This is a genomic window from Bacillus sp. KS1 (assembly GCF_020075515.1).
Classification (GTDB): Bacteria; Bacillota; Bacilli; order Bacillales; family Bacillaceae; genus Bacillus; species Bacillus velezensis.
Genome location: NZ_JACAWW010000015.1, coordinates 339,953 through 363,633, shown reverse-complemented (window position 1 = coordinate 363,633; position 23,681 = coordinate 339,953). Strand labels below are relative to the sequence as shown.

General features: G+C 48.2%; 24 protein-coding genes. 1 reads left to right on the top strand and 23 read right to left on the bottom strand.

What is annotated here, in order from left to right:
* Positions 1-31: 31 nt before the first annotated feature.
* The 11 genes from rncS to HWY38_RS09065 form a co-directional block, all read right to left on the bottom strand.
* Complete coding sequence (gene rncS / locus HWY38_RS09115) at positions 32-781, bottom strand: ribonuclease III (RefSeq protein WP_014417754.1); 750 nt, start codon at positions 779-781, stop codon at positions 32-34.
* Between the two features lie 138 nt (positions 782-919).
* Positions 920-1,153, bottom strand: a complete 234-nt coding sequence (gene acpP / locus HWY38_RS09110) for an acyl carrier protein (protein ID WP_003154310.1) — start codon at positions 1,151-1,153, stop codon at positions 920-922.
* Between the two features lie 84 nt (positions 1,154-1,237).
* The gene (gene fabG / locus HWY38_RS09105) at positions 1,238-1,978 is read right to left on the bottom strand and encodes a 3-oxoacyl-[acyl-carrier-protein] reductase (protein WP_032874875.1); all 741 of its coding nucleotides are present in this window, start codon (positions 1,976-1,978) and stop codon (positions 1,238-1,240) included.
* On the bottom strand, positions 1,971-2,924 hold the full coding sequence (gene fabD, locus HWY38_RS09100) for an ACP S-malonyltransferase (protein ID WP_003154316.1): 954 nt from the start codon (positions 2,922-2,924) through the stop codon (positions 1,971-1,973). The genes fabG and fabD overlap by 8 nt, the downstream gene beginning before the upstream one ends.
* 18 nt (positions 2,925-2,942) lie before the next feature.
* A complete protein-coding gene (gene plsX, locus HWY38_RS09095; RefSeq protein ID WP_224181694.1) occupies positions 2,943-3,941 on the bottom strand; it encodes a phosphate acyltransferase PlsX in 999 nt (332 codons plus the stop codon).
* 13 nt (positions 3,942-3,954) lie between these two features.
* Complete coding sequence (gene fapR / locus HWY38_RS09090) at positions 3,955-4,521, bottom strand: transcription factor FapR (protein ID WP_003154320.1); 567 nt, start codon at positions 4,519-4,521, stop codon at positions 3,955-3,957.
* 106 nt (positions 4,522-4,627) lie between these two features.
* Positions 4,628-6,676, bottom strand: coding sequence for an ATP-dependent DNA helicase RecG (gene recG / locus HWY38_RS09085; protein ID WP_032874873.1), 2,049 nt, complete (start codon positions 6,674-6,676; stop codon positions 4,628-4,630).
* Complete coding sequence (gene sdaAA, locus HWY38_RS09080; RefSeq protein ID WP_224181693.1) at positions 6,654-7,556, bottom strand: L-serine ammonia-lyase, iron-sulfur-dependent, subunit alpha; 903 nt, start codon at positions 7,554-7,556, stop codon at positions 6,654-6,656. The genes recG and sdaAA overlap by 23 nt, the downstream gene beginning before the upstream one ends.
* Positions 7,557-7,576: 20 nt before the next feature.
* Positions 7,577-8,239, bottom strand: coding sequence for an L-serine ammonia-lyase, iron-sulfur-dependent subunit beta (sdaAB, locus tag HWY38_RS09075; protein WP_017417764.1), 663 nt, complete (start codon positions 8,237-8,239; stop codon positions 7,577-7,579).
* Positions 8,240-8,373: 134 nt separating this feature from the next.
* Positions 8,374-10,041 (bottom strand): DAK2 domain-containing protein, encoded by a 1,668-nt coding sequence (locus HWY38_RS09070; RefSeq protein ID WP_224181692.1) that lies wholly within the window; start codon positions 10,039-10,041, stop codon positions 8,374-8,376.
* Positions 10,042-10,056: 15 nt separating this feature from the next.
* Positions 10,057-10,419, bottom strand: coding sequence for an Asp23/Gls24 family envelope stress response protein (locus HWY38_RS09065; RefSeq protein ID WP_003154327.1), 363 nt, complete (start codon positions 10,417-10,419; stop codon positions 10,057-10,059).
* Positions 10,420-10,677: 258 nt separating this feature from the next.
* Between HWY38_RS09065 and rpmB the strand changes: the two genes are divergently transcribed.
* The gene (gene rpmB, locus HWY38_RS09060) at positions 10,678-10,866 is read left to right on the top strand and encodes a 50S ribosomal protein L28 (RefSeq protein WP_003154328.1); all 189 of its coding nucleotides are present in this window, start codon (positions 10,678-10,680) and stop codon (positions 10,864-10,866) included.
* Between the two features lie 77 nt (positions 10,867-10,943).
* On the opposite strand, the gene spoVM is transcribed toward rpmB, so the two are convergent.
* The 12 genes from spoVM to coaBC all read right to left on the bottom strand — a co-directional run bounded on the left by spoVM (position 10,944) and on the right by coaBC (position 23,603).
* Positions 10,944-11,024 (bottom strand): stage V sporulation protein SpoVM, encoded by an 81-nt coding sequence (spoVM, locus tag HWY38_RS09055; protein ID WP_003154329.1) that lies wholly within the window; start codon positions 11,022-11,024, stop codon positions 10,944-10,946.
* 86 nt (positions 11,025-11,110) lie between these two features.
* Positions 11,111-11,755, bottom strand: coding sequence for a thiamine diphosphokinase (locus HWY38_RS09050; RefSeq protein WP_224181691.1), 645 nt, complete (start codon positions 11,753-11,755; stop codon positions 11,111-11,113).
* Between the two features lie 68 nt (positions 11,756-11,823).
* Complete coding sequence (gene rpe, locus HWY38_RS09045; protein WP_014417749.1) at positions 11,824-12,474, bottom strand: ribulose-phosphate 3-epimerase; 651 nt, start codon at positions 12,472-12,474, stop codon at positions 11,824-11,826.
* Position 12,475: 1 nt separating this feature from the next.
* Positions 12,476-13,366, bottom strand: a complete 891-nt coding sequence (gene rsgA / locus HWY38_RS09040; protein WP_224181690.1) for a ribosome small subunit-dependent GTPase A — start codon at positions 13,364-13,366, stop codon at positions 12,476-12,478.
* A 14-nt stretch (positions 13,367-13,380) separates the two neighbouring features.
* Complete coding sequence (gene pknB / locus HWY38_RS09035) at positions 13,381-15,324, bottom strand: Stk1 family PASTA domain-containing Ser/Thr kinase (protein WP_224181689.1); 1,944 nt, start codon at positions 15,322-15,324, stop codon at positions 13,381-13,383.
* A complete protein-coding gene (locus HWY38_RS09030) occupies positions 15,318-16,079 on the bottom strand; it encodes a Stp1/IreP family PP2C-type Ser/Thr phosphatase (protein WP_224181688.1) in 762 nt (253 codons plus the stop codon). The genes pknB and HWY38_RS09030 overlap by 7 nt, the downstream gene beginning before the upstream one ends.
* A gap of 5 nt (positions 16,080-16,084) precedes the next feature.
* Positions 16,085-17,176, bottom strand: a complete 1,092-nt coding sequence (rlmN, locus tag HWY38_RS09025; RefSeq protein ID WP_003154339.1) for a 23S rRNA (adenine(2503)-C(2))-methyltransferase RlmN — start codon at positions 17,174-17,176, stop codon at positions 16,085-16,087.
* A gap of 3 nt (positions 17,177-17,179) precedes the next feature.
* Positions 17,180-18,523, bottom strand: coding sequence for a 16S rRNA (cytosine(967)-C(5))-methyltransferase RsmB (gene rsmB, locus HWY38_RS09020; RefSeq protein ID WP_224181687.1), 1,344 nt, complete (start codon positions 18,521-18,523; stop codon positions 17,180-17,182).
* A complete protein-coding gene (fmt, locus tag HWY38_RS09015) occupies positions 18,510-19,463 on the bottom strand; it encodes a methionyl-tRNA formyltransferase (protein WP_105937736.1) in 954 nt (317 codons plus the stop codon). Before fmt ends, rsmB begins: the two co-directional genes overlap by 14 nt.
* Positions 19,464-19,467: 4 nt before the next feature.
* On the bottom strand, positions 19,468-19,950 hold the full coding sequence (gene def / locus HWY38_RS09010; RefSeq protein WP_029325903.1) for a peptide deformylase: 483 nt from the start codon (positions 19,948-19,950) through the stop codon (positions 19,468-19,470).
* A gap of 24 nt (positions 19,951-19,974) precedes the next feature.
* Positions 19,975-22,386, bottom strand: coding sequence for a primosomal protein N' (gene priA / locus HWY38_RS09005; protein WP_053573428.1), 2,412 nt, complete (start codon positions 22,384-22,386; stop codon positions 19,975-19,977).
* Positions 22,383-23,603, bottom strand: a complete 1,221-nt coding sequence (coaBC, locus tag HWY38_RS09000) for a bifunctional phosphopantothenoylcysteine decarboxylase/phosphopantothenate--cysteine ligase CoaBC (RefSeq protein ID WP_003154345.1) — start codon at positions 23,601-23,603, stop codon at positions 22,383-22,385. Before coaBC ends, priA begins: the two co-directional genes overlap by 4 nt.
* Positions 23,604-23,681: the final 78 nt, after the last annotated feature.

The window sequence follows — 23,681 nt, the reverse complement described above, 5'->3', positions numbered from 1 at the left end:
ACTGAAATCCCCCTAGGGAAACAGGGGGATTTTATTGTTTCGTATGATGTTTTTGCATTTTTGCAAGAGCTTCCTGTGCCGCATGCTGCTCGGCTTCTTTTTTGGAACGTCCGTTCCCGATACCGAGCGCCTCACCTTTAAGAGAGACAAGCGCCTCGAATTCCCGGTTGTGGGCAGGCCCTTTTTCATTGAGAATTTTGTACTCAAGCGATCCTTTTCCGTCCCGCTGTACAAATTCTTGAAGCTGGCTTTTGAAATCCATCACATGAGAAAAAGCACCATCGTTTATTTTAGGGAACACGTACACTTTCAGGAATTGCTGAACCGGCTCAAGGCCCTGATCCAGATACAGTGCGCCGATAAACGCTTCAAACACATCCGCTAAAAGCGCAGGACGCTTTCTGCCGCCCGTCATTTCTTCTCCTTTTCCCAAGAGAACAAGATCGCCGAATGACAATTCATGGGCAAGTGAGACGAGTGACGGCTCGCATACGATAGCGGCTCTCAGCTTCGTCAAATCTCCTTCACTCATGGCCGGATATTTGGCAAATAAGAATTGGGAGATCGTCAGTTCCAAAACAGCGTCACCTAAAAATTCAAGCCTTTCATTGTCTTCATACGGCTTTTTCCGATGCTCATTCACATAAGATGAATGTGTAAATGCTTGATACAAAAGTTTCTCGTTTTGAAAATGAACCGAAATCCGTTCTTGGAACTCTTTAAATTGCTCTATTTTTTTATAGAACTTTTTTTTATCTTTAAAATGTGAGTGTTTTGACATAGTAACCTCCATAGGCACATCAGGTTCACCGCGCTCCCCGCCGTAAACGGAATCGGCAGCGCGTACAGCGTCAGACGCCGGTAACCGAACGATTAAAGGGCTAAAGCCCCGCTGTCAGGCGGGACTTTTAGCATCAGCTTATTGCTGGTTTTGTATGTAGTTCACAGCGTCGCCGACTGTTGCAATCTTTTCAGCATCTTCGTCAGAAATCTCCATATCAAACTCGTCTTCAAGTTCCATAACAAGCTCAACTACATCTAGGGAATCAGCACCTAAGTCTTCCTTGAAAGAAGCTTCAAGTTTGACGTCAGCTTCATCAACGCCAAGGCGGTCTACGATGATTTTCGTTACACGCTCTAATGTATCTGCCATAGCAATTCACCTCCCCTCAAGTATTATAGAGGATTCGTTTTTAAAAAACTAGAGAAACTAGGATGAAATTTTAAAAACAAATCTTTACATCACCATTCCGCCGTCAATATGAAGGGTTTGGCCCGTCATATAACGCGATCCTTCAGAAGCAAGGAACGTAACAACGCTGCTGATATCGGAAGGATCACCGAAACGCGCGAGCGGAATCTGCTTCAGCATTTCATCTTGGACTTCTTTAGAAAGCTTGTCCGTCATATCTGTAGAAATAAAGCCCGGAGCAATGGCATTAACCGTAATATTTCGGCTCGCAAGCTCTTTGGCTGATGACTTCGTTAAGCCGATTACACCGGCTTTTGCCGCCACATAGTTCGCCTGGCCGGGGTTTCCGCTGACGCCGACGATTGATGATACGTTGATAATCCGGCCGGAGCGCTGTTTCATCATCTGTCTTGTCACGGCTTTCGTGCAGTTGAATACACCTTTCAGGTTAATGTTAATGACATCATCCCATTCATTTTCTTTCATTCTCATCAGAAGATTGTCTTTTGTGATCCCCGCATTGTTCACGAGAATGTCGATTGAAGAAAATGCAGCGACAGCCTCTTTCATCATGTTTTGTACTTCTTCGGAATTTGATACATCGGCTTTTACCGCGATCGCGTTTTGGCCCAAAGATTTGATTTCATCTACGACTTCGTTCGCTTTCGCTTCATTCCCGGAGTAGTTGACTACTACGTTACAGCCGTTTTTCGCAAGATCAAGCGCGATCGCCCGCCCGATTCCGCGGGACGCTCCCGTTACCACTGCTGTTTTTTCATTAAGCATCCTGATTCTCCTCCTTCAGCGTTTGAATCGCCAGTTCGATGGTTTCATGGTCAGAAACCGAGATTGTTTTAAGGCGGCGGTTCACTTTTTTCACAAGGCCTGAAAGCACTTTTCCGGGCCCGATTTCAACAAACGTCGTGACGCCTTCGTCAATCAGTTTGTTAATGGTTTCTTCAAAGCGTACAGGTGAGTACAGCTGTTCGATCAGTTTTTTCTTGATATCGTCTTTTTCTGTCATAACGTCAGCCGAAACGTTTGAAATCACGGGAACAGCCGCATTTTTTAACTCACAGGCGCTGAGCACCTCCTCGAGTTTTTGCGCTGCCGGCTTCATTAATTCAGAATGGAACGGTCCGCTTACTTCTAATGGGATTGCCCGTTTGGCTCCGTTGTTTTTCGCTTCTTCTGAAGCCAGCTCCACGCCTTTTGCCGTTCCGGAAATGACGATCTGGCCGGGGCAGTTCAGGTTTGCAAGCTGTACGAGATGACCGTTTTCCGTCACTTGATCCGTCACCTTTTTCAAGGACTCCGCATCCATTCCGAGAATAGCTGCCATGGCGCCTTCTCCGGCCGGCACGGCTTCATTCATGAATTCTCCCCGTTTTCTTACCGTGTAAACGGCATCTTTAAATGTCATCGCTCCCGCCGCAACAAGCGCCGAATATTCTCCGAGGCTGTGGCCGGCGGTGAAATCAGGGGTGATGCCGGATTCTTTAAACTTTTCCAATACGGCGATGCTCGTTGTCAACAGCGCGGGTTGCGCATTGTATGTAAGGGTCAATTCTTCGGCGTCACCTTCAAAAATGAGCGAGCTCAGCTTTGTTTCAAGCGTTTCATCCGCTTCATCAAAAATACGTTTTGACGCTTCTTCGCGTTCGTACAAGTCTTTTCCCATACCAATATATTGTGATCCCTGTCCGGGAAATAAAAATGCAATCTTACTCATGATGCGGTAACCTCCAGACTACTCATCTGTTTTTTCTTCTTTTACTTCTTCTTCTATAAATGCGGCCACGTTTTGGCTGACCATTTCTCTCGCCTGGCGCAGCGCATGGTAAACAGCGCGTGCGTCAGAAGAGCCGTGCGCTTTAACGACGGGGGCTTTCAAACCGAAAAGACTCGCCCCGCCGTACTCAGAATAGTCCATTTTCAGTTTCATTTCCATCAGCTTCGGCTTCAGCACTCCCGCTGCGAGCTTAGAAACAAAACTTGAAGTCAGTGTATCTTTCAGCATTTTGAAAATCGATAACGCTGAACCTTCCAATGTTTTCAACGTGACGTTGCCCGTAAAGCCGTCTGTGACGATGACGTCAGCAGCGCCTTCAAGCAAGTCTCTCGCCTCTACGTTTCCGACAAAATTCACGTTTGTTTCTTTTAATAATTCAAACGTCTTTTTTGTCAGGTCGTTTCCTTTCTTTTCTTCCGTGCCGACATTTAACAAGCCGACGCGGGGCGAGCTGATTCCGAGAACCTGCCGGGCATATACAGATCCCATAATTCCGTACTGGACGAGATGCTCCGGTTTGGCATCGACATTGGCTCCCACGTCCAAAAGAAGGAAACCGTCGCCTGAAACAGTCGGAAGCGTCGGCGCAAGCGCAGGCCGGTCGATTCCTTTAATTCTGCCGACCATAAACAGTCCCGCTGTCATGAGTGCGCCTGTATTCCCCGCTGAGATGCAGGCGTCTGCTCTGTTTTCAGCCACTTCCTGCGCCATCAGCACCATAGAAGAGTTTTTCTTTCTGCGTACGGCGCGGACCGGTTCATCCGTCGGTTCAATCACTTCATCGGCGTGCAACACAGTGATGCGGTCTGTTGTTGTTGGCAAGTGTGATTCTATCGTTGTCTTGTCACCGACTAGCGTAATATGGAGATCGTCAAATGCCTCAATACTCTTCATTACTCCGTCAATAACAGCTTTGGGTGCGTTGTCGCCTCCCATTGCATCTACAGCTATTCTCATGCATGCTCCACCTTTATGATTGTTTTGAACGGTACATGTCAAAGCTGCCGGAGAACACGACTTCTTCTCCCACATAGCTGTTGACTTCAACTACCGTTCTGCCTTTTTCTTTTTCGACTGCCGTCACTTTGGCTTTCGCAACGACGCGCTCGCCTTCTTTCACCTGTCTTGTAAAGCGGATATTTGCGCTTGCGGTCAGCGCCAGCTCATCATCAATGACGGCTACGGCGAGTGAGTTCGCCTGCGCAAACAAATGATGCCCCCGCGCAATTTGATTGCGGCTGAAGACATGTTCGCGTCTTACTTCTAATATGGAAATGGCCTGGCCGTCAAGCTCCAGATCAATAATTTCACCGATCACTTCATCTAAAGACAGTGATTTCACTTCATCATCAAGCGTTTGTTCTGCCACATTTTTAATTCTTTCCCTCAGCTCCGGTATTGAGAGCTCTAAGCGGTCTAAACGGATCGTCTGAATGCTGACGCCGAATTTCCCCGCTAATTCTTCATCTGTGATGAAGGGTGTCGATTTGATCGTCTGCTGCAATAATTTTTGGCGTTCTTTTTTGCTTCTTCTCATCTGTAAACACCATCCGGACAATTAAGACTAGGTACTAATAGTAGTATATAATCTCATAGATTGGAATGCAATGATTGTTTTTTGAAAGCCGCCGAATTTTACAGAATCAGCTTAATTTCTCCCCTTCCAGGACGCCGCTTGAAAGTAATTGACCGCGCAGCATGCGGTATTCGTCATCTTTCCAAAAAGCCTCTGAAGACACCAGATTGGCCGCATCCTGGCGGGCCGTCTCCAAAGCTCTGTAGTCATGAACCATATCCGCCACCTTGAACTCGGGCATACCGCTCTGTTTTTTTCCGAAGAAATCACCGGGGCCGCGCAGTTCAAGGTCCTTTTCAGACAGCTCGAAGCCGTCGTTTGTCTCCGACATGATTCTCATCCGTTCCTTCCCGGTTTCGGATTTCGGATCTGCCATCAAGATGCAGAAAGATTGGTGGTCTCCCCGTCCGACCCGGCCGCGGAGCTGGTGGAGCTGAGATAATCCGAAACGGTCGGCGTCATAGATGACCATAATCGTCGCATTCGGCACGTTCACCCCGACTTCTACGACAGTTGTTGACACAAGTACCTGACATTGATTGGCGCTGAATTCTCTCATCACCTGATCTTTTTCATCAGAATGGAGCTTCCCGTGCATCAGGCCGACATTCCATTTCCCACGGTAAACGTCAGACAGCATGTTATATACGTCAATCGCATTCTGTACATCCAGTTTATCCGACTCTTCAATGAGCGGGCAGATAATATAGGCTTGCCTTCCCTGTTTCAGCTCTTTTTCTATAAAAGCCAAAATCCGCTCCAGCATGTCGTGTTTCACCCAATACGTTTCGATTTGTTTTCGCCCCGCGGGCATTTCATCTATCACGGAAACATCCATTTCTCCGAAGACGGTAATGGCCAACGTTCTCGGAATCGGGGTGGCTGTCATAAACAGCACATCCGGATCCTGACCTTTATTCTTGAGTTTTTTGCGCTGTTCGACCCCGAACCTGTGCTGCTCGTCCGTAATAACAAGACTCAGCGCTTTAAATTCCACTTCATCCTGGATTAAAGCATGGGTCCCTACTAGAATATCAATCTCTCCGAGAGCAAGCCGCTCCAAAAGCTCCCTGCGCCGCTTTCCTTTTACAGAACTCGTCAAAAGCGCGATATTCACATCTTCATTTGCAAACAATGACACGAGAGAATCTGCATGCTGTTCGGCCAGAATTTCAGTCGGCACCATTAATGCCCCCTGATACCCCGACAGAATCGCAGCGTACAAAGCGATGGCGGCGACGGCCGTTTTCCCTGAACCGACATCACCTTGCAGCAGACGGTTCATTCGGTAAGGGGATGTCATATCAGCGGTAATTTCCCGAAGCACGCGCGTCTGTGCGGTTGTGAGCGAAAACGGCAGGCTGTCTGTGAAAGCGGCGAGCTTTTCAGCAGGAAACACATGGCTGATGCCTTTTGACTGTTCCCTTTCCGCTTTACGGAACGCCTGCATTTTCAGCTGAAATAACAAGAATTCCTCGTAAACAAACCGGCGTCTTGCCTGCTGTAACGATTCCCTCGTTTCAGGCTGATGCATCGTCTGCAGGGCATGTTTGTAATCAGGCAGCTTGTAGCGGATTCTCAATTTTTCAGGAAGCGGATCGGCCGCACTGTCCAAATGATGCTCCAGCGCTTCCTTAATAAACCGTCTCATCATTTTTACGGTGACGTTTTCTTTAACGGAATAAACAGGCTCAATGCTTTTATCTTCTTGATGAGGACCGTTTTTTAATTCCTGCACGGAAACGGTCTGTCTGTGTTTATCCCATTTCCCGGATATCGTGACGACAGAACCTAACGTCAGTTTCTTTTTTAAGTAGGGACGGTTAAAGCAGACCGCGGTAATTAAATAATTGCCGACAAGCACCCTGAATGTCAGCCTGTTTCGTTTTTTGCCGTAATAGGTAAGAGAAGGCTCTGAATGAACCTTCCCTTCTACCGTCACTCTTTCTTCATGTTTTACTTCTTCTAAGTCCCTCAGCTCATAGTCGTCATAACGGTAAGGGAAATAATTCAGAAGATCAGAAATGTCATAGATACCAAGTTCGTGCAATGTTTTTTCTGTTTCCGGCCCAATGCCCTTAATCTCCGCTATACTAGTTTGCTGATGGTGTGTCACTTGATTTCAGCGCTCCTCCGAAAATTTTTTTCTCCAACTCTCTTCCCGTCGGTGTCGCGGCTAAACCGCCTTGTCCCGTTTCACGCAGTGCTGTCGGCATTGTCTGGCCGATTTTGTACATCGCGTCAATCACCTCATCGCAAGGAATGCGGCTTGTAATCCCGGCCAGCGCCATATCCGCCGCGATCATTGCGTTGGATGCTCCCATTGCGTTTCGTTTGACACACGGCACTTCTACCAATCCGGCGACCGGGTCACATACGAGACCGAGCATATTTTTCAGTGTAATCGCCATTGCTTCCGCTGATTGCTGAGGCGTTCCGCCCGCCATTTCCACAATCGCAGCCGCTGCCATGCCTGATGCTGACCCGACTTCCGCCTGACAGCCTCCTGCCGCTCCTGAAATACTCGCATTGTTTGCTACGACAAAACCGAACGCGCCGGCTGTAAACAGAAAACGGATCATTTGTTCTGTCGTAGGGTTCAGCTTATGCTTTACGGCGAATAACGTTCCCGGCACAACCCCGGCAGAGCCGGCGGTCGGTGTAGCGCAGATCGTTCCCATGGCCGCATTAACTTCATTTGTCGCGACAGCTTTAGAGACGGCGTCTAAAATCAGATTGCCCGACAGGCTTCTTCCCGATTGGATGTACGCCTGAAGTTTCACGGCATCTCCGCCTGTTAAACCGGTCTGACTCGTGACGCCCTTCAGCCCTTTTTCAACAGCTGCTTCCATGACGGAGAGATTGCGCTCCATTCCTTGAAAGATTTCTTCCCGCGTTTTTTGCGTCACTTCCATCTCTTGGGTGATCATCACTTCCGAAATCGGAATTTGATTTTCTTGAGTAATTTCTATTAATTCTTTTACATTACGAAACATGTCATTTTCCTCCTGACTTTTTAGTCAGCTATCTTAGTAACCTGTATAATATTAGGAAGTGTTGAAAGCTCGTCAAGCACTTCTTCTTCAATATTCTGATCGACCTCAATCGTCATCAGCGCAAGCTGGCCGACGTCCTTACGCGCCACTTCCATATGTCCGACGTTGATGGAGAATTTCGCAAGCACATTGGCAACGCCTGCAATCGTGCCGAATTTATCATTGTGAACGACTAAAATAGCCGGATGGTTTCCGGAAAGACGCAACTCAAAGCCGTTGAGCTCCGTGATTTCTATTTTTCCGCCGCCGATGGAAATACCGGTAAGGGCAAGCTCTCCCTCATCATCAGAAATGACGATACGCGCTGTATTCGGATGAACGGGCACGGCATCCTCTGTACGGAACTCTACATATATGCCCTTCTCTTCCGCAATTTGAATCGCTGTTTTAATCCGTTCATCAAATGTATCAAAATCAAGCAGGCCGCCGATAATCGCGACATCAGTGCCGTGACCCTTATACGTCTCCGCAAATGATCCGTAAAAAGACACAATGATCCGGCGGGGCTCCCGCCTGAATAGGCTTCTGGCCACTCTGCCGATCCGGGCGGCGCCTGCGGTATGTGAACTGGACGGACCGATCATTACCGGGCCGATAATATCAAAAACGCTTCTATACTTCATGCTGGTTTGTTCCTCCTTAACATCACTCTATTCAGCGCTTTTCTTTAGACTAATTGAACATTTCTCAATTGGCAAGCAGGCACACTGCCGCAGGTAAATAAAGGCATAAGAATAGAAGGGCCTGATAAGCCCTTCTATTCTGCCGCAAATATATATGGATACAGAGGCTGTCTGCCGTTATGGATTTCAACCTCGATATCTTCACAGACGCTTGCAATATACTCAGCAAGTTTCTCAGCTTCTTCTTCCGGCGCGTCCTCTCCGTACAGGATGGTGACGATTTCATCTTCTTCCCCGATCATTTCATCCAGCAGCAATTTCGCCGCACTCATCCGATCTTCGGCGCTGCCGATAATTGAACTGTTTAAAATGCCGATAAAATCACCTTTTTTAATATCTTTACCGTCAATATGGGTGTCTCTGACTGAATATGTCACCTGCCCGCTTTTCACATTCCGGATGGCCTCAAGCATATTGGCTTCATTTACGTCAGCCGGCTGGTCAGGGTTAAACGCAAGCAGGGCGGCCATGCCTTGAGGGACCGTTTTTGCCGGAATGACAATGACATTTTCTTCAGCCACGCTCGCCGCCTGATTGGCAGCCATCACAATATTGGAATTGTTCGGAAGAATGAAAACCGTCTCCGCATTGACAGACTGAACGGCTTCAACAATATCTTCCGTGCTCGGATTCATTGTCTGGCCGCCTTCGATTACGTGTGAAGCGCCGATGCTCGTAAACAATTCAGAAATGCCCTCTCCCATTGCCACAGTCACGATGCCAAAAGGCTTCCGGGCTTCTTTCATAACGCCGGCCGGCTTTTTTTCATCATGTTCTTGGCTGATGATTGAAGTATGCTGTTCCCTCATGTTTTCAATTTTAATTTTAATCAAATCGCCGTAACGCTGTGCGAGATTGAGTACGTTCCCTGGTTCTTCGGCATGAATATGGACTTTCGCCAGCGTATCATCAGCCACGACCAGCAATGAATCGCCGAAACGGCTCAGTTCGTTTCTGAACGTCTCTTCCTTGAACGTCCGTTTATCTTGATCCAGCCTTACCATCACTTCCGTACAAAATCCGAATTCAATATCTTCTGTACTCAGCATGCTCTGCGCGCTTTTATGATGCTCGGCATTCACCATATCATCGAGTGCCGGAAGAACCGCTTTTTTCGGTACGGCCTCTCCTTTTAAAGCAGACAAAAAGCCTTCATATACACAAAGCAGACCTTTTCCGCCGCTGTCAACGACACCGACATCCTTTAAAACAGGAAGCAGATCCGGTGTGCGGTTCAGCGACGCTTCCGCTTCTTCAATAACGGCCTCCATGAGAGCAATGATATCGGTTTCTTCTTTAGCCGAGGCGACCGCTTTTTTAGCCGCATCCTTGGCCACGGTTAAAATCGTTCCTTCAACCGGTTTCATGACCGCCTTATATGCCATATCCACTCCCGCTTGGAGTGCTGCGGCAAATTCTTGGGCGTCTATTTGGTTTTTGTTTTCAATGCTCTTTGTGAAACCTCTGAACAATTGGGACAAGATCACCCCTGAGTTTCCTCTCGCCCCCATAAGCAGGCCTTTTGACAGGGCGATGCCGACTTTGCCGATATCGGGTGAGTCAATGTGCTCTACCTCTCTTGCACCGGATGACATCGATAAATTCATATTTGTTCCGGTATCGCCGTCAGGCACGGGAAACACGTTCAGCGCATCCACCGCGGATGCGTTTTGAGACAATGTCTCAGCCCCCGCCAGAATCATTGCCGCAAAAGCTCTCCCATCTAAGTTTCGTCTAGCCAATACTCATCCTCCTCACTACGGGTTCGTTACTCGTACGCCTTGGACATAAATATTTACAGAATCAACTGCAAGTCCGATTGTTTGATTTACTGTGTATTTTACCTTCGTCTGAACATTGTGGGCTACTTCGGATATTTTAGTGCCGTAGCTGACAATAATGTACATGTCGATATGTATTTGTTCGGCTTCCTGACGGACATGTACGCCTTTTGCGAAGTTCTCTCTCCGGAGGATTTCAGACAAACCGTCTTTAATCTGGTTTTTTGAGGCCATCCCCACTATTCCGTAACAGTCAATGGCAGCGCCTCCGGCAACCATTGCGATGACTTCGTTGGATATATCAATCTGTCCGTATTTTGTCTTCATTTCAATGGACACACAGGTTCCTCCTTCAGGTGCATAGAGTTATCATTATTCTACTATATGTATCCCATTATGAAAAGAAAAGATACAGACAGCGGCCTTCAGCGCGGAAATGTGATTGGTTTTACATGTCAAGTGATTTTTCTTGAAAGTAAGGGAAACAATAGTTGCAAACGGTTTTTAGCTGTGGTAAATTATTTAAAGTATTGTATAACGAAAGCATCTGAGAAACTATGTTTGAAAAGATGTTTCGCGCAGTTAGGAGGGAAACAAATGGCACGTAAATGTTTTATTACAGGTAAAAAAACAAAAGCCGGAAACAACCGTTCTCACGCAATGAACGCTTCTAAGCGTACTTGGGGCGCCAACCTTCAAAAGGTCCGCATCCTCGTTGACGGCAAACCTAAAAAAGTGTATGTATCTGCCCGGGCTTTAAAATCCGGTAAAGTTGAGCGTGTATAAGCAAAAATGAACGCCTGCCCTTTTATGCGGCAGGCGTTTTTTATGCGTTCAAAGAGGGCAATTTCAGCTTCTTGGGCTTACTCTTTTCTAAATGAGCCCAGCATCGCCCGGACAATTCCTCCTAAAAACTTCGGCAATTTAATGGTATAAAATTTCATTTTGTCCCCTCCTATAAGTCCCGTATCCGCTGCGTTCATCACTTTAGGATTCATGGTTTTTTCCGCATATGGCAGAAGCCGCTTTTCTAATCCGCGCTCCTTACCATTATTAATATGCCTTTTGCAAACGAAAAAGTACCTCGTGAATGAATGAGTTCGTTACTAATACATAGTGTGGAACCCAGAGGAATATGACAATTATCAAGGGGATATTTAAAACCGTCGAGTGTCAGGCCGTCTGCCGCTTCCGTAAACGGAATGAAAGAAATATAGCGTCTGCCCGCTTTTTCTTCAATTGTATAACGGCCGGGCCCGAACATCTGAATGTCATTCTGCCGGTCGATCAGCTCGACATCGGTATTCTTATGTAAGGCTTTATACAGCAGCTGGATGTTCCCTAAAAAGTGATCGGCTCTTCCGCCCGTCACACCGAATATCCGAATGGTCTCCGGTTCTAGTTGTAAAGCCCAGTCAAGGGCGAGTTCAAGATCGGTATAATCTTTTTCCGCCTGATATACATGGAGGGCCGGAGCCGCTTTTTGAATCTGCATGAGCTCCTCTTCCGTAATGCTGTCAAAATCACCGAAAGCTTCCTGCGGAATGATTCCGGCCTCCAAAAGAGCAACCGTCCCTTTATCGACTCCGACCCACGTCGTATCTCCGCCTGTGTATTCGGATAGATCGGGAATAAGCTCCCGCGGGCCGCCCGCAACAATATTGATTGTCTTCATATGTTTTCCTCTCTCTTAGACGCGAAAAGAGCCGGCGGCTTTCACCGGGCTCTTTTTCAGCATGTTTATTACGCGTTTCGAATGTCAGCGATGGCTTTTTTCCGATCCGGCTGATTATATACGGCAGACCCGGCAACAAGCAGATTGGCGCCCGCTTCAGCGCATAAAGGGGCTGTTTCTTTATTAACGCCTCCGTCCACCTCGATTAAAAGCTCAGACAGGCCTTTCTCCTCAGCCAGCTGTTTGACCTGACGGATTTTCGGCAGAACCGAATGAATGAAGCGCTGTCCGCCAAAACCGGGGTTAACCGTCATTAACAGCACAAGGTCAAGCTCCTCGATCACATGTTCAATCATTTGGACGGGCGTATGCGGATTGAGCACAACTCCCGCTTTTACCCCCTGCTCTTTTATCAATTGAATGGTCCGGTGAAGATGCGGACACGCTTCAGCATGAACGGAAAGGATGTCCGCACCGGCTTTTGCGAATGCCGGGATGTAGCGGTCCGGGTTTTCAATCATAAGATGGACATCCAGCGGCAGATCAGTCACCGGACGGACGGCTTCAACGATAAGCGGCCCGATTGTAATGTTAGGGACGAAATGGCCATCCATGACATCAATATGGATATAGTCCGCCCCTCCTTTTTCCACGTCTTTAATTTCCTCGCCCAGTGAAGCAAAATCGGCGGAAAGAATTGATGGCGCAACCTTAATCATATTAATACCTCGGCTTTCTCTCTTTTATTTCCTGCATAAATTCTTTGTAATGCTCATAGCGGTATGGCTGAATCTTTCCTTCTTCCACCGCTTGCTTTACCGCGCATTTCGGCTCCTTAAGATGCAGACAGCCTCTGAATTTGCAAGAGGCGCTTATTTCTCTGATCTCAGGGAACGTGCTGCCCAGCTCTTCTTCCTCAATGCCGGTAAATTCAAGCGAACTGAATCCCGGAGTATCCGCCACCAGACCGCCTGATGTATGAATGAGCTCCACATGGCGCGTCGTATGTTTTCCGCGTCCCAAATGTGCGGAAATCTCGTTTGTTTTCAGCTCAAGCTCCGGGCTGATCGCATTTAAAAGCGAAGATTTTCCGACTCCCGACTGACCGGCAAACACCGTTGTTTTGTTCTCGAAGTGTTTCACAATGCCTGTTAAACCGCTGTTTTCTTTTGATGACGTCACATATACGTCATAACCGATCCCCTGATAGTCTTTCACGTAAGAAAGTATCGCCTCTTTCGATTCCCTGTCTGCAGCTAAGTCCATTTTGGTTATGCAGATGATCGGGTGAATGCCGTTGGCTTCCACAAGGACGAGAAAGCGGTCCAATAAAGACGTGCTGAACGCCGGCTGAACGGCAGAAAAGACAAGAACGGCCTGATCGACATTTGAAATCGGCGGCCTGATCAGCTCGTTTGTTCGTTCTTTGATTTCCAGCAGGTAGCCTTCTTTATCATTTTCAGCCTGATAAACGGCATAATCGCCGACCAGGGGCGTTATTTTATTTTTTCTGAAAATGCCCCGGCCCCTGCATTGAATGATCTTGTCCTGTGATTCATCCAAGACATAATAGAATCCGCTTAACGCTTTTATAATTTTGCCCTCAGGCATAGGGTCCCTCCTTGTCAGTCATTATCTTTCGGGTATTCAATCGTTTTGTAGCTGACGACTTTATGATCGACCATCACTTGATAATACCCCTTCTGTCCCTGATCAATCTTCAGTTCAATTGTTTTTTCAGTCGGCTCTTTTATTTTAAATGAATCATACGTATCAGAGATGCTGTGGTCCTTATCATCGATGGCGATTTGCACTTCAAGCTCGTCCCCTTCATGTTCGGGTTCGTAAGGAATGCTGATTTTTTCTTTTACCGTTTTCGCCGGTTTTTCTTCAGGTCCGAGCGAGAACGTCACTTCAACATTACTTCCCGGCTTAACCGCAGTGCCGGCTGCCGGCTCTTGCTTCATGACTTGTCCTTCCGGCACATCATCTGAATGGGCTTGTTTTTCAACAAGCTGCAGGCCGTTATCTTCAAGATACCCTGAAGCCGCTTCTTTGCTGTAAGTCTTTAAGTCCCTCAGCGTAACGTCCGCCGGGCCGAGGCTGACCGTTAGATTGACTTCATCGTCGCTTGCGACCATGTCGGTGCCGGCTGACGGGTTCTGATCAATTACGGTGCCGGCCTCGCTGTCATCGTTCTCTTCTTTGACATTGACATGTTTGAAGCCTTTTTCCTTCAGCGCTTTTTTTGCGTCGCCGATCTGCCGTCCTTTCACGTCGATCAGCTGGGTTTTCGGTTTTCCGATGCTTTTATACAGTTTTACAGAAGAGCCTTCTTTAACGGTAGACCCCGCTTTTGGGTCCGTTTTGACCATTAATTCCTCTTCTATTTTTTCATCTTCAATGTCCGTTATATCAGGATCCGCCCGGAGCCCGTTCTTTTCAAGCAGGGCTTCCGCTTTTTCGTACTTCATGCCCCGTACGTCGGGGACGCTTACATCTTTAGGCATAAATAAAGACGGAAACACGGTGACCGCAAGAACAGCCGCCATAATGAAAATGAAACAGACGGCCAGCAAAACCCACGGCCATTTCCGTTTTTTCTTTTTGGCGGGCTGCTGTTCCTTATCGTCCGTCTCCCCCGGCGTTTCCGCCTGAGGCGCGGCTTTTGCGCCGTCAGTAATAACGGGAATGGCTTTTGTCATTTCCTCATCATCCTGCACGGAAAACTTTTGTTCATTCAGCCTGCCGGCGTCAAAAGCCGTTCTGATGTCCGCTTCCATGTCCTCGGCGCTTTCATAGCGGTGAAACGGGTCTTTAGCGGTTGCCTTCAAAATAATGTTTTCGACGCTCTGCGGAATGGAAGGGTTCCACTTTCTGGCGGAAGGCGTTTCTGTTTGCAGATGCTTTAGCGCTATGCTGACGGCTGATTCTCCGTCAAAAGGAATTTTACCTGTTAAAAGCTCAAACAGCACGATGCCGAGCGCGTAAATATCTGATTTTTTCGTTGCCAGACCGCCTCTCGCCTGCTCCGGAGACAAATAATGAACCGAGCCCAGCACAGAATTCGTATGTGTGATTGTCGTAGACGTAAGCGCTGTGGCGATGCCGAAATCCGTCACCTTGATATGCCCTAAATGATCTATCAATATATTGTGCGGTTTAATATCCCGGTGCACGATATGGTTTTGATGGGCATGGGCGATGGCCGAGGCGATTTGCTCCATAATGGACAGCGCTTCTTTCGGATGGAGCGGCCCGTGTGCGTTTATGTATTCCTTTAATGTCATGCCTTCCACATATTCCATGACAATGTAATAAATATCGCCTTCCTCCCCGATATCGTAAATACTGACGATATTCGGATGATCGAGGCTTGATGCCGACTGTGCTTCTCTTCTAAAACGCCTGATAAAATCAATGTCATTCACAAAGTCAAACCGCAGAATTTTAATTGCGACTTCACGTTCGAGAATGATGTCCTCAGCTAAAAAAACGTTTGCCATTCCGCCGCCGCCAATGGGCCGGAGGATATGATAACGCCCGCTGATCCGCTTGCCGGTTAGCACTTGTCTTCACCCTCTTTTGCATCTGCGGAAAACTCAATCAACACAGCCGTGATGTTATCTTCGCCGCCGTTTTGATTCGCTTTGCTGATGAGAAGGTCTACTTTTTCCTGAGGATCAGATTCGGTTTGAAGCATTTGTTTGATCTCGTGATCTTCTATTTTATTTGACAGTCCGTCAGAGCATAAAAGCAGCTGATCGCCGTCAGACAGTTCAAAAGAACGGGCGTCGGGACTGATGGTTTCATCTGTCCCTAGCGCTCTCGTCAATACATTTTTCCGCGGATGGTGCTCGGCGTCCTCTTTCGAAATTTCTCCTGTCTTGACCAGCTCATTCACAAGCGAATGGTCTTCAGTCAGCTGAGTGAAATCCCCCTCTTGAAGCAGGTAGCACCGGCTGTCTCCGATATGAGCCACAGTGACAAATTTACCGGTGAATAAGGCGCAAACAACGGTGGTGCCCATTCCCCGGCATTCTTCATTCGCTTTAGCGTGGTCATGTACTTTGACATTCGCCTCATGGATCCGGTCTTTCAGCCAATCCTCGCAAGCAGACGGCAGAGAAGGAACCGTTTCGGTCCGGTTCCACTGCTCTTCCATCGCCGCAACCGCCATCCTGCTCGCTACATCTCCGGCAAGATGACCGCCCATGCCGTCGGCGACAACCGCAAGCACCGCGTCTTCTTTTGTGAAAATGCCCGCCGCATCTTCATTATGCCGGCGGACTTTACCTGTATCTGTTTTCAAGGCTGTAATCAACCTCTTCACCTCGTCTCGTCTTGACGCTCCTTCGCGCGAAGCTGACCGCAGGCCGCGTCAATGTCATGGCCTTGCTCTCTTCTGATCGTGACATTTACACCGCGGGATTTTAACGTTTTTTCAAATGCGAAAATCTGATCTCTCGGTGTGCGGACGTAATCCCGTTCAGGCACATAGTTTACCGGAATTAAATTGACATGGCATTTCACGTCTTTTAACAGTTCTGCAAGCTCTTCTGCATGTTCGACCTGATCATTTACGCCGCCGAACAGCCCGTATTCAAAGCTGATCCGTCTGCCTGTTTTCTCGATGTAATATTTGACGGCCTCCATAAGGTCAGGAAGCTTATAGGCTTTGTTAATCGGCATCAGACGGCTTCTGATTTCTGTATTCGGAGCATGCAGAGAAATCGCGAAATTGATCTGCATTTTTTGATCGGCGAAATCGTAAATCTTCGGAATGATTCCGCTAGTGGAAACTGTGATATGACGCGCTCCGATGTTCAGCCCTTTATCGTGGTTAATGATTTTTAAGAAAGCGAGCATTTCATTGAAATTATCAAACGGCTCTCCGATTCCCATGATGACGACTGAGCTGACGCGTTCATCCGTTTCATCAAGCGCCTTTTGCACTTTCACGACTTGAGCGACGATTTCTCCCGCTTCAAGATTCCGTTTCAGTCCGCCGAGCGTTGACGCGCAAAATGTGCAGCCGATCCGGCAGCCGACCTGTGTCGTTACACATACAGAATTACCATACTCGTGTCTCATTAAAACCGTTTCGATCGTATAACCGTCATGAAGCTCAAATAAAAATTTCATCGTGCCGTCTTGAGATGTCTGTTTTACAGCCGTTTTCAGCGTTGTCAGCACAAAATTGCTCTCGAGTTTTTCACGCAGGCTTTTTGAGAGGTTTGTCATTTCATCAAATGAAGAAACCCGCTTTTCATAGAGCCATTCAAAAATCTGTGCCGCGCGGAACGGCTTTTCGCCATTCTCGGTCAGCCATTGTTTGATTTCATCTAATTCAAAAGAGTAAATGGACGGCTGCTCAGTCCGCAGCTCTTTCCGTACGCTTGTCTTTTTTAATTGTGTCATTTTTTATCCCTTCTTTCTCATGCTGCTAATAAAGAAACCGTCTGTTCCGAAATAATGCGGAAGAATTTGAAGGCTTCCATCCTGAACAAAGGGTCTCGCCTTTTCAGGCAGCCGCTTTTCAAGAGACAAATCGGGTTCAAACTCAGGGTGTTCTTGTATAAACGCATGCATAACTTCTTCATTTTCTGTCCGGTCCATTGTACACGTACTGTATACGAGTGTGCCACCTTTTTTTACTAATGGGGCGATTTCCCTTAAAATGCCGAGCTGGATTTCTGACAGCCGTCTGCTGTCCTCCGGCGTCTTCGTATATTTCATATCGGGTTTTCTTCTGATGACGCCGAAACCTGAGCAAGGGGCATCAACGAGAATACGGTCAAACCGTTCTGCGCCAAAGGCCTCTCCCGCTTTTCGCGCATCCATCGTTTGCGCGTCGATGATTGTAAGCCCGAGCCGTTCTGCGCCCTCTTTAATCAGCTTCACTTTATGGCGGTGAAGATCAAGCGATGTGAGGCTCCCCTCGTTCTCCATCAGTTCCGCAATGTGAGCCGACTTTCCGCCCGGTGCGGCGCATGCGTCTAAAACGGTTTCGCCCGGCTTCGGGTCCAGTGCCCGCGCGACAAGCATTGAGCTTTCATCCTGTATGGATACCCGGCCGTTTTGGAAAAATGCCGTGTTCGCGATGCTTCCTTTTAAAAGCTTAATCGCATCAGGAGAAAGGTCTCCGGCTTCCGCTTCCAGACCGGCTTTCTCCATCTCATTCAGCACCGTTTCCCTGTCGCTCTTTATGTGATTGACACGGAGCGTCTGCTTAGGCGGAATGAGATGAATCCGGCAGATCTTTTCAGCCGCCTCAAAGCCGTACGCCTCGATCCACTCTTTAACGAGCCATTCGGGATGGCTTGTCTCTGTAGAAAGACGGAGAACCGGGTCTTCAATTTCAGCGAATGACGGCGCCCCTTCACGCTGCAGGGAGCGGAGGATGCCGTTGACAAAGGACGCAATGCCCTTATGCCCGCGTTTTTTGGCGATCTCAACCGCTTCATGAATGGCGGCGCGATCCGGAATTTTTTCTAAATACTCCATTTGATACGCGGACAGACGAAGCAGCTGAATCACCCACGGTTTCACCTTATTCGGCTTGCGGATAAAAGGCTTCAGCATATAGTCTAAGGCGATTTTATTTTGCAGCGTTCCGTAGACAAGCTCTGTCAGGAGTCCTCTGTCCTGATCGCTGAGCGTGTTCGTTTTGATAACCGATGTAAGAAGCAGGTTGCTGTATGCCTGATTTTGCTCAAGCTTCTCAAGCGCTTCAAGAGCGAGCTCCCGGACATTAATTTTCTTCATTTGCTTCTCCTAACACGTCACCGGGCTGCACATTTTTGCCCCTTACAAAATCTTCGCCCTTCATCCGTTTTTTTCCCGCCGGCTGCAGCTCTGTGATTAAAAGGGCGGTGCTGTTTCCTGCTGCGACGACAATCCCGTTTTGCTCCGTACGGATGACTGTTCCGGGCGCAGCTTCAGTTTTCGCCGCAACTTTTTCAGAAGTCCATACTTTAATATTTTGACCGTTCAAAGTTGTATAGGCGACAGGCCAAGGGTTTAAACCTCTGATCTGGTTGTAAATCTCTTCCCCGGGCTTTGCCCAATCAATCCGCTCCTGCTCACGCTTAATGTTAGGCGCGTAAGTCGCTTTTGATTCGTCCTGTTTGATCGGTTTAATATTTCCGGAAATGACGTTCGGGACGGTCTCTGACAAAAGCTTTGCCCCCGCTATGCTTAATTTGTCGTGTAGCGTTCCGACGTTATCCGTTTCATCAATTTCCACTTCGATTTTAGAAATCATATCGCCCGCATCAAGCTTTTCAACCATATACATGATCGTCACGCCCGTTTTCTTCTTTCCTTGGAGAATCGAATAATGTATCGGCGCTCCGCCTCTTAATTCAGGCAATAGTGACGCGTGTACGTTGATACAGCCGTATTTCGGGCCGTCCAGCAGCTGCTTGGGCAGGATCTGTCCGAATGCCGCCGTAACAATCAGGTCCGGCTTCAGGCTGAGCACTTTTTCTATTTCTTCTTCGAGCCTTACTTTTTCGGGCTGAAGCACGGGAATGCCGTGACGTTCAGCTTCAGCCTTTACAGGAGGGGGCGTCATGATTTTTTTTCTGCCTTTCGGGCGGTCAGGCTGCGTAACGACGCCAACCACTTCATACCCGTCTTCAATAAGCGTGCGCAGGACGGGAACTGAAAAGTCGGGCGTTCCCATAAAAACGATCCTTGTCATCCAATCATCCTTCCATTTCTGCCAGTTCTTCTTCAGTGTAGTAAGCCGTAATTTTTGATGTGAATAAAATGCCGTCTAAATGATCCATTTCATGCTGAACGGCTCTGGCCAAAAAACCCTCCGCTTCTAAAATAAACGGTTTTCCTTTACGATCGTGGGCTTTTACCTTTACGTAATCCGGGCGGGTGACATCGCCGTAAACCCCGGGAAAGCTTAAGCAGCCCTCGACTCCGGTCTGTTCACCGCTCTTTTCAAGAATAACCGGATTTACAAGGTCGATCCGGCCGCTTTCTTCACCGATGTCCACGACGGCCGCTCTTTTTAAAATGCCGATTTGCGGCGCGGCGAGGCCGACGCCATCCATTTCAAGCATCGTATCGTACATATCGTCAAGCAGTTTTTTTAATTTTTTATCAAACACTGTCACTTCATCGGCAGGTGTTTCCAGAACCTCCGCCGGGTGTGTGACGATTTTTTTCACAGCCAAAATTTTGCCCTCCAAAAACTAATGTTACATCAGCATGTAGGGATTCATATCGATTGAAATCATTACATGCTTTTGCGCAATGTCGCGTTTATAGTGCTCCAGTATCTTTTTCAACTGAATCTGCAACTCGTTTTCCTGTCTGTATTTTATCACGCATTGATAGCGATATCTATCTTTGATCCTGGCGATCGGGGAAGCAGCCGGCCCGAGAATTTTCGTGTCAGGCCCGCATCCCGCTCTTAAATAGTTTGTAATCTTTTCTGCGGTGACCGCGGCTTTTGCCGCTTCTTCATGAGAAACAGTCACCAGCGCCACGTAATAATAAGGCGGGTATGACTGGGCCCGTCTGTGCGCCATTTCCTGCTGAAAAAAAGTTTCATAGTCGTGCGTTTTCGTCAGCTGAATGCTGTAATGAGACGGTGTATACGTTTGAATGACCACCGTTCCCGGCTTTTCATGCCGCCCGGCCCGTCCGCTTACCTGCGTCAGCAGCTGGAATGTCTTCTCCGCGGCCCTGAAATCTGGGATGTGAAGCGTCGTATCTGCGCTTAATACTCCGACGAGCGTCACGTTCGGAAAATCAAGCCCTTTTGCGATCATTTGCGTACCGAGCAGGATATCCGCCTTCCCTTCACCGAACGCTGACAACAGTTTTTCATGGGCGCCTTTTCTTGAAGTGGTGTCCACATCCATCCTGATTACGCGCGCCTGAGGCAGCACTTTGGTAAGCTCCTCCTCCACACGCTGCGTTCCCGTGCCGAAAAAGCGGATATGTTCGCTGCCGCATTCCGGGCATGTTCCCGGTACAGGTTCCTCATGGCCGCAGTAATGGCATTTCAGCCTTTGTCCGTAGCGGTGATAAGTCATTGAAATGTCGCAATGCGGACATTGCGGCACATAACCGCAGTCCCGGCACATCACAAATGAGGAATACCCCCGTTTATTCAGAAAAAGGACGGCCTGCTCTTTTTTTGCAAGCTTCTCTTCCAGCTGTTCCATCAGCTCTCTTGAAAACATTGATCTGTTGCCGTTTCTCAGTTCTTCTCTCATATCAACGAGAGAAACGTCAGGCATGAGCTGGCGGTTTACGCGATGTTTTAACGGAAGCAGCTCATAAACGCCTTTTTTCGCCCGCGCAAATGATTCCAATGTCGGCGTGGCGCTCCCGAGGACGACCGGACAGCTGTGATGCTCGGCCCGGCGGATGGCTACGTCCTTTGCATGATACCGCGGCATTTCCTCCTGCTTATAGGAAGATTCGTGCTCTTCATCAATAATGATCATGCCGAGATTTTCAAACGGGGCAAAGATGGCCGATCTGGCTCCGACGACAAGCCGGACTTCCTTGCGCTGAATCTTCCGCCATTCATCGTATTTTTCACCTGTGGATAATCCGCTGTGCATGACCGCAACCTGTGAGCCGAAGCGGCCTTTAAAACGGTTGACCATTTGCGGTGTCAACGAGATTTCCGGAACGAGCACGATGGCTTCTTGTCCTTTTGCCAGCACTTTTTCAATGGATTGCAGGTAAATTTCCGTCTTGCCGCTTCCCGTGACGCCGTGAAGCAGAAAGACGTGATGGACATGGTCGGCTACAGCTTGTTTAATCGGCTCAAAAGCGGCCCGCTGCTCTTCTGTAAGAGAGAGCGGCTCTGTTTTTTTGAACATTCTGTCCTGATAAGGATCGCGGTAAACCTCCTCAAAGCTTTCCGTAAGAAGCCCCTTTTTAAGAAGCGTTTTCAGCGTCGCTGAACTGGAATCGGTCTTTTTGCAAAGTTCGGCCGCGGAAATCTTTGCTCCCCCACCGATAAAATAAGTAAGCACGGCGAGCTGTTTAGAAGCCTGCTTTGTCAATGAATCTGCGTGCCGGGCGAGTTCTTCTTTGTCTGCCCCCGCTTCGATCATGCGGATCATTTTTTTATTCGTTTTTTGGGCGACTTTATATGTGACATCAATGCTTCCTTTGCGCACGAATTTTTGAAGTGACGAAAGAATGCTTTCATCGGTAATATCCGAGTACAGAAGACTTTTTTGATTCCTGAAAAGCTGTTTGATGTCCGGTGTCAGCGCTTCTTCGTCAACGACTTTCAGCTCTTTCTCGTACTTCGCCTTCAGTGCGGCGGGCAGCATTGCCTGAAGCGCCGTGATTTTAAACGACAGCGTTTTGTCAGAAAGCCATGAAGACAGCTGCATCAGTTCCTCAGTCAGAACGGGCGTCAAATCAAGAAGCTTCTCGACTTCCTTCATTGAGCCGCCGTTTAATTCAGACGAATCTTTCAAACCGGTCACAAATCCTTGAAGCTTGCGCGGGCCAAACGGGACAATCACCCGCATGCCGACTTCGATCATCCCTTTTAAATGATCGGGAATTTTGTAATCAAAGGGTCTGTCAATGTTTTTGGAGCTGACATCGACAATGACTTCTGCTACATTCATACGGGTTTTCGGTCCTCGGCTTTCAAAGCGGTCATTTCCTTCAGCATTTCAAAGGAAACGTCAAGTTTAGACATAAGCGCAAGCTCCCGTTTTCTTCCGTCCCGGAAATAGAAGGTGACGACATTCGTATCCGTGCCAAATCCGGCTCCTTCTGCTTTCACATCATTCGCAACGATCATATCAAGGTTTTTCTGTTCGAGTTTTCTGCGCGCATAGCGTTCGACGTCTTGCGTTTCAGCCGCAAATCCGACCAGCAGCTGGTGTGTTTTCCGTTCGCCGAGTTCTTTCAGTATGTCTGCCGTACGGTTGAATTCGATCACGAGCGAACCGTCTTTCTTCTTCATTTTGTGATCAGAAACAGCAGCCGGCGTAAAATCGGCCACGGCCGCCGTCTTAATCACCATGTCGCATGAATCAAACACAGAAAGCACAGCTTCTCTCATATCGGCTGCCGATTGCACAGGAAGAAACTGATACAGCCCGACTGGCGGCTCTATTGACACCGGGCCTGAAATCAGCGTCACCCGCGCCCCGAGACGGACGGCGGCTTCAGCAGCGGCGTAGCCCATTTTGCCGGTGGATTTATTTGTGAAGAAGCGGACAGGGTCCACGGCTTCGCGCGTCGGACCGGCCGTAATGACAATATGTTTTCCTTTCAGCGGCGCATCGTCTTCAGGCTCCTTAAAATGCTCTCTGACACGCTCAACAATAAGCTCCGGCTCCTCCAGCCTTCCTTTGCCGACATATCCGCATGCCAAATAGCCTTCACTCGGCTCGATAAAGCGGACCCCGTCCTGATAAAGCACAGATATGTTCCGTTTCACCGCCGGATGATCATACATATGGACATTCATCGCAGGCGCCACCCAAACCGGGGCCTCAGCCGCCAGCACCGTCGTTGTGAGCATATCGTCAGCAATTCCGTTGGCAAGCTTTCCGATGATATTTGCCGTAGCGGGCGCGACAATAATTAAATCCGCCCAGTCAGCGGCATCAATATGAGAAATCACCTTCGGATTTTGTTCATTAAATGTATCTGTATACACTTCATTCCGGCTCAGCGCCTGAAATGTCAGCGGAGAAACAAACTCACGCGCGGACTCAGTCATAATCACTTTGACGTTTGCGCCGGCCTGAACCAGCTTGCTCGTGAGTGCGGAAGCTTTATAAACGGCAATTCCTCCGCTTACGCATAGCAAAATGTTTCGGTTTTTCATGAAGTCTTCTCCCCTTTATGAAAGCATTGGACAAATCCCAAACGGAAAAAAATAACAACCTATGTAGAGATAGGTTGC